Consider the following 12146-nt stretch of genomic DNA (forward strand, 5'->3'; position numbering starts at 1 on the left):
CATATCGTCCCGTGGAGTCAAGACAAAACCAACCGACTCAACCCCAGCAATGGGCTTTGCCTATCTGCGCTATATGATCGGGCCTTTGATCAGGGATTGATGACGTTTGATGAGGATTGGCGGGTTGTGCTGTCGGCCCAATTCAAGCAGCCGGAACCTGCAATGCAGCGGTTTTTCCTATCAATTGAAGGACAAAAAATTGTGATGCCAGAGCGATTCAGCCCTGATTCCGGATTGATGCAGCAGCATAGGGATCAGATTTTGTGGGGGGAGACTGATCTGATGGACATGGGGTTTGTTCTGCTTTGCGCACAAAGCGGACGTGGCGACAATCGGCCCAGTCACCACTTTCTACCCAAATAGGTCATACCGCTGAGACCAAAAATATTCCTATGACCCCGAACTCACAGAATAAGTCTTTAGTTTTTTCATAAACCAGCTATAAATATTTTATCCGGCGCCTGTTGTCCAACAAGTGTTTTGGATCTTGTTTTTTTTCGCTCCTGTAACGCAGATAGTCTTACTTCCCTAAAAATAGGAGTAAATTTTGACCATTTGGTATTTGATATTTGAGCGACAGTAGTACGTGCATCCATGCATGTTTTTAGTACCATCAAATAACACCAAAAATCTTCTGGAGATTCTGCGGAGCACATATCGGCCATCCACTTCTTAGTCCACTGATAGTTGTCATGAGCCTCTTTGGCGTATTTTGATGCTGTTGCCGTAATTCCATCACCATCCAGATGGTGATGTATAGTGTCATAAAATTGATCGGACTGCATAGAAAAACCAGCAATTGATATTGCGTAGGCTTGATCAAGCGTTGACGTACTATCCGATAGAGATTTTATGAAGGACTGAACAAAATCGGAGGCACCAAATCGCTCTGCTGCTAATACCTCACGGGCCAATATTTCATCATTCCTAGATTTAAGAAGCCGTTGCCTCCAAAGCTCATTTATTGTATCTGAAGGCCAGCTTGACCATATGGCTTCATGTTCTAATGTTAGATCATCTCCTAAGTCATAGTTGACAACACCCTGGGCTTCACCAAATTTTATAAAAAGAGTTACAGCTCTCTCAGGTAAGTCTTTCGATATTAGATTCGCGACCATGAAAGCGATATTTTTCAGCCACCCAGTTTGAGTTTCTCTGGCCCGCTCTACAATATGGAGTATCTCAGGCAGAAGATTCTCGTCTAATTTAATTAGTCGTTTTAAATCATCAATAGTTAGATATTCGACTAGAAGCTTTGCATCAGATTTTTTCAAACCCGCAAAGAATGCATCTGCGATCGCATGAATTCGTATCTGTTTCTCATCAAAATCTTCTTCAGATATTCCTAGGCTCTCTTTTTGTGTCTTCTGGCGTGGAAAACGTCCTTTGTCACTATCTGTTTCATCGACGGAAAGTAGGGGGAAAGAATCACGCTTATCTATCGATAGAGTAAGGTCAACAGTTGTAGGTACGTGACTATTGATAGCTTCCACCGCGCCTTTTAAACGGTGCAAAAAAGATATAGCCAATGGTTTAGTTATCGATTCACCAAGATGCTCATCTGTTGTGAACAGCACTTCGAGACTAGTCCGTTTAAGTAAGTCATCAAGGCCGATTTCATGACGGGCGCACGCTTGAACAAGCAGGATAGACCCAAACCAACTCTCAAGAGTCCTCCTATCTGCTGTACGACCGGACCAGTCACTTTCCAAAAGGGCATCTCTTACTGACTTAAGATCATTCTTGGCCGCGATATCAAAAGCGATGGTACGTAGTACAGGAAGCTCCGATTTAGTGCATATTAATATAAGTGATTCAAGCTCCGGCGTGATCGAAGTATTACCGTAACGTGCGGCGATCAGCGATCCATAAATGGCGTTATTATCATTTAAGTCTAGTGCAGACTTCAGGCAATTGAGGATAGAATCGGTAGGTTGTGACGCTAGGGCGTCCAGTGCTTTGAGTATAATACTTGATCCAAATGAAGGGTTGGTTAAACAGCTTAGTTGTTCTGAAGCAGACATTTGGTAGGCTGAGTAGTAGAACAGAAACATCCTCATGGTCTCTTGCTCCTCTTCTTTGATGGTGCTCACCATATCGGTATCGCAGACCCTTTTAACTAGGCTCATCGTGATATTTCGGGTCATCAAAGGTATATAATCAGTCCCATTAAATATTAGCTGACGCAACGGTAAACCAGTTCTGGTTAGTAACCCGGAAATGATACTCCTAGCGTTTTCGACAGCTATTTTAGGTTCGAATCGACAAGCAAGTGGTAGGAGCTCCCTAAATTTTAGGTCTTCTCTGGTCAATCCCATCGCACTTAAAATATGCTCTTGATTAATTGAGCCAAACTGCTCTAAGCCATCAGTAATATTGATGGGACGTATAGCGCCAGGATCAGCAACGCTAATCTGATTCCATTCGTCAGGTGATGGTTGTTTCCAGCGAACTCGCTCCTTGTTTAACTGATCAGCGATCATTTTCGCTTCGGAGAATGCAGACCTATCGCCGGAAGCATAGAGCATACGTACGATAGTCCACCTACCAGCAAGAGAGGTGTCGGCGGAACGTAGTGGCTCAATAGCGCTCCGAAATGCGTCCTTACATTGTATTCGGTCAACCCTATTGAACGTTGTTAGCTGATCAAAGGCCTTTCGCGCAGAATACGTATCCTTATCGAGATTGAAAGCAAGCCCCATCGCTATAAAGCAGTCAGAAAACTCTGCAAGTGGGCGACCGGCAAGTAATTGAAGTGCCAAGTTGAACAGGGTATCTGTTTCCCCTGATACCTCAGTCATGTTGTCCAATAGCTGCTTTTCGAAAGAAGATAATGACGATAATGTGCCTTCTATTTCTTTCTGTCGTCTCTGTAAGTTCTCCTGATAAGTGTCCTCATCGTGTTTCGGGTAGCGGTTCGTCTGTTCTATTGGATCTTTGTTATAACGATGTAGCCAGTTGCGAATTGCTGTTTTAGCTACAATCCATCCGTTCTCTGTTGCAGCGATTTCGAACGCAGCATGGGTGAACCAGTCTTGATTAATACGGCGCGCTCTACCGAGAGCATACAACTCCAATGCATTGAACAGTTCTGTAGGTTGAAATTTTACTATCTCGACGAACTCCTCAAAACGTTGATCGTCAACATTCTGAAGGCTGGAGAACGCATCAAGAAGCGCAGCAAATATGGCTTGATCGAAACGGCTAGTATCCAATGTACAGACCATTAACGCGCCGAAAATAACATCCACGGTTCGATCCATGGCTTGGATAGGATCGATTAGCTGGGCTATATGTTCACTAACATTGATCCCAGTCTGCTGAGCCCGAAACAGTTGGTCGATAAAGGTGTAAGAGAGGGCTAGAGTAAGCCCTTCATCTAGCAATTCATAAGTATCTCCCGCCCCGGGGAGACTTCGGAAGAAACGTGTCTCAATAACGTGATTAGAGTCATCTTCAAAGCTGCGCGGTGGATTCTTCTCTGGCGAATTCCTTACTCGAACTAGCACTTCTTTTGCACAATTACTGAGACGTCTGGTTAGGTCGCTCATCCTCTCGTCTTCAAAGTTTTCGCGTTGTAAAGCCCGAAGATGCTCCATGAGAATCCGGTCTGTCGTCAGGCCTTTCCAGGCCTGAGATTTTTTGTGGGGGATCGTAGAAACCGCCACTTTGAGAAGTCGTGGATTGCGCAGAGTCCTTAGTGTGGCGTCATCAAGCCAATCGAGTTCGATGCCATAATATTCTAACAGTTGATTGCGGTCACCCGGCAACCATTCGGGCACCTCAATCAGCTTTGGAATAAAGACTAAACCTGGCTCAACGAGTCTACGCCAGAACTGGGGCCGCACGGTAACAAGTAGTCTCCCGCCAATAGACCGCAAACGTTCCTGCAAACCATTCAAGAGGCGGTCCCATCGAAGGTTCTGCCTTTGATTAATACCATCGATAATGACAAGTAACGGGACTTTCGGCGGATGGATCTGCCATGCAGCAATTCGATGTCGCCATCTAAACTTTATCGTTTCATCTGCTATTTCGCCGGTTTGCTCGATCAGAAGATCGATTAGAAAGTCATCTAGGTCTTTGTTATAGACACTATCGAACTGCTCAGCACTGGCAAACAGAGCAAGACCTTTATGGTCAACGCAGAGCTGCGCAGCGAGCCAAGACTTACCTTGGCCTTCTCCACCAAAGAGAACAACGCTTTGGTCGTGTTGTAAGCTTTCAGAAGCTTTGTTTAGCAATGCAATACGTAAAGAGGGGAAATCAGGGTTCGCGCTAACTGCAAGTGCCTGCCTAAATCTATCCCTAGCGGCACTTTCGGATCCAAACGAAACTGATCTCCAGGCCACATTCAATTCGATTGAGCGGGCTAAGGCTAAGCTTGAAATGTTCAGGTTAAGCTTCAACTTGCGCAATAAACTACAAAACTCGGGATGTTCCTTGATTTCCATAAAGGCTTTAGACAGGTTTTCTTGGCAAGGTGCTGGACAAGCATGAGCGCCCAGAAACTCTACTGCTGGTTTGCCTGAAGCCGCTGCTGCAATAGCCAATAGTGGCAAGGGAGCGGAAGTCCAATCAAGAATTAGTGTGGAGATTGCGTGTTGGTCTCCGGCTTCTCGTACTGCGGATGCCAATTGCGTGGAAATCTCTATTGTGGCTCCAAGGACCCAAAGTCGATCGGGAGCATCTTTGTTACGAGCGAGGTCGACGATTTTTGTTAGGACTTCGTTTCTTTGAATTTCGCCGGAGTATCGCTTCGCTTCGAAACAAACCGCGTCGCTTTGCAGTGCTGAATCTCCATCGATTCCCCCTTGAAAACCGCTTGCAGCGAGTCTGAATGGAATGCCTGTTAATTCAGTGAGAATGACCCGAACAAACCCTTCAAAGCCGTTAGCACCGGCAGGCTTGAGTGCTAAAAGAACGTCCTTAATCTCTGCTAGCGGTTCAGTCATACAGTCCTCTATGTACTAATCGATTTCCTATTATTCGCTCGCTAACCAGTCTCTTGTCAGTTGAATGGTTTGTCTAGACGTAGATGATGGAATCAAGTTATCGATTTTCACAACAAAGCTGGCTATCAGCCAGCCATATCCGCTCCGTGCCGATAGCTCGCCTGGAGCACGCCTTGCCTAAGGTCTGCTCTGGGCCAACATCGGGATTCCTGGCAAATGAATCAGGGTCTGCTCGTCGGGGTAGCCCGTTCCTATCCATTATGATGAGCCCATCCTGAGCCCGATACGCTGACCATCCGATAGTGTCCACCTATTTTTAAGTGGACACTTTTGATTCATTAGACCGACGGTGTGTGGTTGATGTCGTGCTTTTGGTCTGCGCAGAGCCTGCCCAGACAGCCAAAGCGCCATAGTGCACCATACCATGAGGATCGCCAGGTCAGGAGGGCCACCACCAGTACGGCGGCAAACTGAATAAATCCTATCCAGACGATAATGGCGATGGATAATTGCCAAGTTGTGGTACAGACCCAAAGGGCCGCCAAGAGGTGCAGGCAGGCTACCGCTTGGAACAGGTACCGGCGTCGGCCGGGTTTTTGACGCCGGCCGTACACTGCTTGGTAATGACCGTCGATCGCCATGGCAAACTGAACAAACCCCAGAAAAATCATGATAAAGGCGAGTATCATCATACCGTACTTGCTCCGGTTGCTATTGGTGCTCTGGAATTGTTGTAGTGGTTACCGTCTTTGCCGTTTTTGATGCGTTTGAGTGTATGCTGTCGTACCCAGAAGGCAGACATGAGTAATCCAAAACCGGTTATAAGCGCGATCAGATCGAAGCCGATTCTTGGCCAGTCATGAGCTACCAGTCCAGCCCAGAGTCCTACGGGAGAGGTGAGTCCATCCAGGATGGGTATACAGATAAACAGAGTGGCCGCCAAGCTCAGCTGAATAAACCAGCCGTGCTGTTTACGTGCCAAATATGCATGCAGCAGAGTTAGCAGCCAGGTCAGAAAGAACACGCGTATTTCCCAAAGGTCACGAGACTCCATATCTGCTGGCAGCAAGCGATTTGCCCAAAAATAGCTACCTATGGCGACCAACAAGCCGGCAATTGCAGCAAGATTAAGCATACTGACCAGTTCATACCCCACTGACCCCGCCTGTTTTCGAGCACGCTTGACCACCCATAAAACGGCACCGGTTGCAACCATGGCACTGCCGAGTATGCCTGCGATGAAAAACAGCATACGGGTGAGCACATCGGCAAAACGAGCTTCGTGCGTAACCTTCAGTACAATGAACACGGCGGTTGCCAAAGAGCTCGTCATCGACTGCGCGGCTGTTTCACCCGGACTCGCATTACTTTGCCGGTTGCCATTCAGGTCATAGTTCAGCTGGCGCCCGGTGCGTCCGCCGAACAGGCTGTCACGTGTGGCGCTGGTCACCTGAATGCGGGCATTGGCTGTCATCGGGTGTTGTATGGTAAGACTAGCAACAGGCCCGCCAAACAGCTGCTCGGCATCGGCGAAAATACTGGCCAAATCCGGCTTCATCGCTGCTGGTCTTGTGTGCGTTGAAGGGTTGATGTGCTCAAGCTGGCTTGCCGCAACCGTGGTTGGGCGACCTCCGTTCTGAGTGCCCGAGTTGCTGTTCCAGAACAACAGCGTCGATGACAGCAGCACCAGTCCCGAAAACGTGATCATGATGTGGAAGGGAAGAGCCAGTACGCTGCCGATGACATGTCCATCTATCCAAGACACCGTGCGCTTGCGTGGACGGAAGGTAAAAAAGTCACTGAAGATCTTGCGGTGCATGATGACGCCACTGATGATAGCAACCAGCATCAGCATGCTGGCCACACCGACGATCGTGCGCCCCACATCCCTAGGCATGCCGTAGAGTTCAAAGTGAAAGTCATAAAGGAAATTACCGCCGGCTGTTTCACGCAGAACCAGCACCTCACCGTTTGACGCATCGATGAGTGCACGGGGCCCCCGCCGACGCTGCTCGACCTCACCTTCGGCGACCCAAGATACCCCTGTTTTGGGGTTCCGCTCTGATGGCAAGCTGATGCTCCAGCTTTTCCCCCAGGGTACCAGCAGTGTTAATCGATCCCATGCACTATCGGCTGCAGTCACGGTATCAACCTTGTTGGCAATGTGGCCTTCGGGCTGCATCCAGTGAGTGATTTCAGTGCGATAAAATGAAAGTGTGCCGGTGACGAAGACGGCAAACAGCAGCCAGATCAGAATCAGACTGCTCCAGGTGTGTAGCCAGGTCATGGATTGGCGAAAAGGCCCTTTCATGCGGTTACTCCTCCCTGAATGGCAAACCATCCTACCCATAGCACTACATTGCTTGCAGCAATGGCGAAAGCGGTTTTCAGATGACTGCGGAAGCCGAATGCAGCCAAAATCAGCAACAGGTAGATTAGAAAAAAGCTGATATTGACCAGAAATCGATGGTCACGAGGCTCTAGGTTGGCAAAATACGCCAGCCACAGGCTGATAATAGCGGCTAGAGCATAACCACCCACTGCGGCACTCACCACGCGTGTGGTAAGCAGTAGTTGTTCCTTCAAGGTTGCATACTCCGTAATCGCCTTCAGCTTGGCGAGTGTGGACTGATGGACGATATTTCAGTTGGACGGTGCTGCGTGATATTCCGCGAGGACTTGCTCCAGCCAGCGGGTAATTCTGTTGTCAGTCTGCTCCGGTTGAATATCTTCATCCAAAGCCAGTCCGAAGAAGGCTTTGCCATCCGGTGTCAATGCGCGAGAGGCTTCAAAGGTATAACCTTCAGTGGGCCAGAAGCCGACAAAGCGGGCGCCAGTGGTTGCCAGGCGTTCATGTAACCAACCCACTGCATCGAGGAAAAACTCACCGTAGCCGAGTTGGTCACCGAGACCATAGAGAGCCAGAGTTTTACCCTGCACCGGAAAGGCCTCAATTTCGTTATCAAGTTCTTCCCAGTCCTGTTGAATACCACCAAAATCCCAGGTCGGTATGCCCATGATGATGAGGTCGTAGTCCGCGAGCAGATCAGCGGTCACCTCATTGATGTTGATCACCTCAGGCGTCAGTCCATGGGCCTCCAGTGCAGACGACATGCGATAGGCCGCATCTTCTGTATTGCCGGTGTCCGTACCAAAAATAATGGCTGTAAAGGGGAGTTCGTTCACGTTCAAATTCCATCAACAAGCGATGTTAGGGAGGGTGGTGCGAAGGTGCCTGCAGCGGGAGCCCGAAGGGGTAGGCTCATGGCTGCAGGCGGTTAAATCCGCGTAGGATTCCACACTTAGAAATCGACAGTTAATCCCATGTTGAGACGTCGGCCATCCAGCACGACCCCGTAGTCATCGTTGGTGACCTCCTTATCCAACAGGTTGTACACACCCGCCTTTACACGGGCAGAGGGTGTCAGTTGATACACCAGGCCGGCATCGACAAAACCATAGCCAGGCGTGCCATCGGACATGCTGGTGCGGCCCATGTAATCGGTGGTTTTGCCACGGTAGTTACCTTGCATCCACAGGTTCAACTGCTCAGACTGCTGCCAATCCAGACTGGCGTTGAACATGTGCTTGGGTATTTTGTTCAGAGGCTCGCCTTTGAACTCACCGGTTTTCTGCTCCGAGTCGGTGTAGGTGTAGCTGGTACTGAGTCCCAGTGTAGGTGTCAGCTCATAATCCAGTGTCACCTCAATGCCGTGCATCTCTGCTTCATCAATGTTTTTGCGAGTACTGAGGAAGTTATAGTTGTTGCCCTCGTAGGCACAAGCCCAGGTTGATGGATCGTTGCGGTCCCCGTTGGGAGATGTACAGAAGCGGTCCTCAGCAATTTTGTCTTTGTAATTGGTGTGGAACAGCATCAGACTGGTGTTGAGCCCTGTTGTCATACTGTCAAATACAAATCCCATTTCGTAGCTGACACTTTTTTCAGGCTCAAGATCTGGGTTGCCGATAATCAGGGCGCGGGGATGAGGCGCTGGTGAGCCACCACCGCCGGTACCCCGCCCAAACCCTGCCGTCGCCTCAGCCAGTCCAGGTTGTTTGTAGCCAGTGGAAATACCGCCTTTCAACGCCCACTCCGGTGTTAGGCGGTAATTGGCGTAGATGCGGGGTGAAAGGTGGCCGCCAAAAAGTTCGTCATCGTTGTAGCGCAAACCGGTTGTCAGATTGAGTTTATCAGTGAGCGACCAGTCTACCTCAGTAAAAACGGCCGCAATCCAGCGATCAACGTTCCTTACGGCGCCCGGAACATTGGATGTGAGCAGGCCATTGGTCTCGTCAGTAAAGTCCTCGATTTTGTACTGGCCACCAAAAGTGAGTGTATGGGCCCCCATAAAATACGTTGCTTGGGAGTTAAGAGTGGTTACTTCTTCCTTTTTTTCCCGGTCTTGAACCAGTTCAGAAATATCCTGTTGCAGGAAGGTGCTCAAGAAGAGATTGCCATAGCGGCCATCATGAGAAAGCACGTATACATCCTTGTCATAAGTACGTGTTGACCCAGTTTCCGTGCCAGCGACGCTTTTGCCAGGTGTTGTGGTGCTTTCCAGACGTGAAGAATCATAGCTAAAGGCAAATTCGTTCTGCTCATTCGGCGTCAGGAACAACTTGATACCACCTTGCTTGCGCGATGTATCCGGCTTACTTGCCGCCCCGTCGCCACCACCAGCAAAATCACTTTCATCCAAACCCAGCCAACTGCCATTCACCTGAGCGCTGAGAATACCTGGCAGAAGTGCACCAGCAGCGTACAAGTTGACCTGCTGCTCATCGTTGCTGAGGTCATTCATAGACTTGGTGTACTCGGTACTCAGTGTGCCTGACCACTGCTCACCGCCGCGACGCGTAATGATATTAATTACGCCACCCATGGCTTCAGAGCCATAGAGGGATGACATGGGACCGCGAATTACTTCAATTCTATCGATCATGGAAATAGGCGGCAGTGCGATTTGTTTGCCACCATCAGAGCCGTTGGTATTCACCGCACGGCCGGCTGAAATCGGTTTCCCATCAATCAGGTAAAGTGTGTAGCTGTCGTCCATCCCACGGATACTGATGTCCTGCATGTTGCCGCCGCCTGTCACATAGAGGCCTGGGATGTTCTTTACAGCATCCACAATGCTGTTATATGACTTCTTTTCCAGTTCTTCCCGGGAAATCACGGAGATACTTGCAGGCGCATCCATGATGTTCTGCTCGAAGCCAGCCGCAGTAACAACAACCTTATCCTGGTCGACGGGCTCAGCTGCCTGTGTTGAAACACTGATGGCTGCAGCTACCGCAACAGTCAATAAATGAGGAGGGAAGCGATACATACTCTGTCCTTAATACAATATTGAGAATGGTTATCGATACGGGTGAATACTACCGTTACTGATAATTATTTACATATGTTAATGAATATATTTACATATCTTTACACTTCGTTCGGGAACTCATGAGTGCTCATGCTTCTTAGGAGGTAGATGGTGTTTCATTGTATGAGACTGTGTTGTTGGGGAACGACCTGCCGTCAGGGTCAGCCCTGAAACAAGGCCCCAACATTCCAGTTGCGATAAGGTGAGCCAGCAACTTGCTATGTACCCCATGAATCATCCGGTTGCTGTGGTATCCTCTTTGGATTCAGTATATGTATTCAGACATAAGGAAGTGCCGCCCTGCCCAGCTGCTTTGTGTTTGTCAGTCACTCACATTAGAATATGCAAAACGACTAATGAACAATCCAACGCAATAGTCACGCCGTAACTAATCAAATCGGTTCATTACTTTACCAAGCAGGAGCTTACTGTGCTGTCACAACGCTACACCCGTCTGGTCACCACACTACTGATGTCGATGGTCATGGTTACCCTGATGACGTTTGTGATCACCGCCATCAACACCGGTTTCACCGAAGGCTTCTCGTCACGTTGGGGCATGGCGATTCTGATTGCCTGGCCGATCGCGTTTCCGCTGATTTATGTGCTGCCCAAGCGCATGCAGATGCTGGCCGGTCGGATTTGCAGCCTGCCTCATTAAATCAGTGTACTGAGTTTGCCCCTCGAGCCTGCACCTTGCAGGCTTTTGTCCCCTTGGCACAGCCTAACCTTCGATCCATCCAACTGCCTCTTCTCGTCATCTTGGCCAGGCCAGAGCCTGTAATATATAAAAGCTATCGAACCATTAATTACGATTAATTTCACACATTCATTGCCGCTCGATACCATAGCTCCATATTCGAAATGCGCCCAACGCCGAACGGGAGATCCACAGGACAGGCGGACGGTCGCAACATATAACTTTACCGAGAGATGACGCACATGTTGGATACCAATCTGAAGCAGCAGTTGAACACCTACCTGAAGAACATTGTTACCCCGATCGAGCTGACACTGACCACCAATGACAGCGACAAGTCCAAGGAACTGGCGGATCTGACACATGAGATCGCCGAGCTGTCTGACCAGATCAGTGTGAAGGCTGGCAACGATCGTCGCGCACCGAGCATGGCCGTTGGTGCCGCCGGTCAGGCACCGCGGGTCAACTTTGCCGGTATCCCCATGGGCCACGAATTTACCTCGCTGGTACTGGCATTGCTGCAGGCCGGCGGTCATCCGTCCAAGGCCGATGCCGCACTGCAGGAACAGATCCGCAACCTGAAGGGCGAATTCCACTTCGAGACCTACATCTCGCTGTCATGCCAGAACTGCCCGGACGTGGTACAGGCACTGAACCTGATGGCGGTGCTGAACCCGAACATTACCCACACCATGATCGATGGTGCGCTGTTCCAGCAGGAAGTTGAAGAACGTCAGATCATGGCCGTGCCGTCCGTCTACCTGAACGGCGAACATTTTGGTCAGGGCCGCATGACGCTGCCGGAGATCGTCAACAAGCTGGATACCGGCGCCGCCGAGAAAAAGGCAGCCGAGCTGAACGAGCGCGAGCCTTACGAAGTGCTGGTGGTGGGCGGTGGCCCGGCCGGTGCCTCTGCTGCGATCTACGCCGCACGCAAGGGCATCCGTACCGGTGTGGTCGCCGAGCGCTTTGGCGGTCAGGTGATGGATACGGTCGGTATCGAAAACTTCATCTCCGTGCCCTACACAGAAGGCCCGAAACTGGTCGCCAGCCTGGAGCAGCACGTCAAGGAATATGAAGTCGAGGTGATCACCGAGCAGTCAGCGGCAAAATTGAAGA

General features: G+C 49.7%; 9 protein-coding genes. 3 read left to right on the forward strand and 6 right to left on the reverse strand.

Annotated features, from left to right (window positions below):
- A partial coding sequence (locus ACN0UY_RS12040; RefSeq protein WP_417667406.1) for an HNH endonuclease occupies positions 1–363 on the forward strand: 363 nt, incomplete at its 5' end.
- Between the two features lie 65 nt (positions 364–428).
- Here ACN0UY_RS12040 and ACN0UY_RS12045 read toward each other — a convergent pair.
- The 6 genes from ACN0UY_RS12045 to ACN0UY_RS12070 form a co-directional block, all read right to left on the reverse strand.
- Positions 429–4955 carry a hypothetical protein gene (locus ACN0UY_RS12045; protein WP_417667408.1) on the reverse strand — a complete coding sequence of 1509 codons (4527 nt, stop codon included), beginning with the start codon at positions 4953–4955 and terminating at the stop codon, positions 429–431.
- Between the two features lie 338 nt (positions 4956–5293).
- The gene (locus ACN0UY_RS12050) at positions 5294–5647 is read right to left on the reverse strand and encodes a DUF3325 domain-containing protein (RefSeq protein ID WP_417667410.1); all 354 of its coding nucleotides are present in this window, start codon (positions 5645–5647) and stop codon (positions 5294–5296) included.
- On the reverse strand, positions 5644–7266 hold the full coding sequence (locus tag ACN0UY_RS12055) for a PepSY-associated TM helix domain-containing protein (protein ID WP_417667412.1): 1623 nt from the start codon (positions 7264–7266) through the stop codon (positions 5644–5646). Before ACN0UY_RS12055 ends, ACN0UY_RS12050 begins: the two co-directional genes overlap by 4 nt.
- The gene (locus ACN0UY_RS12060) at positions 7263–7541 is read right to left on the reverse strand and encodes a hypothetical protein (RefSeq protein WP_417667414.1); all 279 of its coding nucleotides are present in this window, start codon (positions 7539–7541) and stop codon (positions 7263–7265) included. Before ACN0UY_RS12060 ends, ACN0UY_RS12055 begins: the two co-directional genes overlap by 4 nt.
- A gap of 57 nt (positions 7542–7598) precedes the next feature.
- Positions 7599–8141 (reverse strand): flavodoxin, encoded by a 543-nt coding sequence (locus ACN0UY_RS12065; protein ID WP_417667416.1) that lies wholly within the window; start codon positions 8139–8141, stop codon positions 7599–7601.
- 116 nt (positions 8142–8257) lie between these two features.
- Positions 8258–10285, reverse strand: a complete 2028-nt coding sequence (locus tag ACN0UY_RS12070; RefSeq protein ID WP_417667418.1) for a TonB-dependent receptor domain-containing protein — start codon at positions 10283–10285, stop codon at positions 8258–8260.
- A gap of 472 nt (positions 10286–10757) precedes the next feature.
- Between ACN0UY_RS12070 and ACN0UY_RS12075 the strand changes: the two genes are divergently transcribed.
- A complete protein-coding gene (locus ACN0UY_RS12075; protein ID WP_242530050.1) occupies positions 10758–10988 on the forward strand; it encodes a DUF2798 domain-containing protein in 231 nt (76 codons plus the stop codon).
- A gap of 281 nt (positions 10989–11269) precedes the next feature.
- Positions 11270–12146 (forward strand): thioredoxin family protein (locus ACN0UY_RS12080; RefSeq protein WP_417667420.1); only part of this gene is annotated, 877 nt, incomplete at its 3' end.

It is taken from the genome of Pseudidiomarina sp. (genome assembly GCF_048268165.1).
Lineage (GTDB): Bacteria > Pseudomonadota > Gammaproteobacteria > Enterobacterales > Alteromonadaceae > Pseudidiomarina.

Coding starts and splice junctions, on each gene's coding strand:
- ACN0UY_RS12045 (WP_417667408.1), bottom strand. CDS start 4,955: ATGACTGAACCGCTAGCAGAGATTAAGGACGTTCTTTTAGCACTCAAG.
- ACN0UY_RS12055 (WP_417667412.1), bottom strand. CDS start 7,266: ATGAAAGGGCCTTTTCGCCAATCCATGACCTGGCTACACACCTGGAGC.
- ACN0UY_RS12070 (WP_417667418.1), bottom strand. CDS start 10,285: ATGTATCGCTTCCCTCCTCATTTATTGACTGTTGCGGTAGCTGCAGCC.
- ACN0UY_RS12050 (WP_417667410.1), bottom strand. CDS start 5,647: ATGATGATACTCGCCTTTATCATGATTTTTCTGGGGTTTGTTCAGTTT.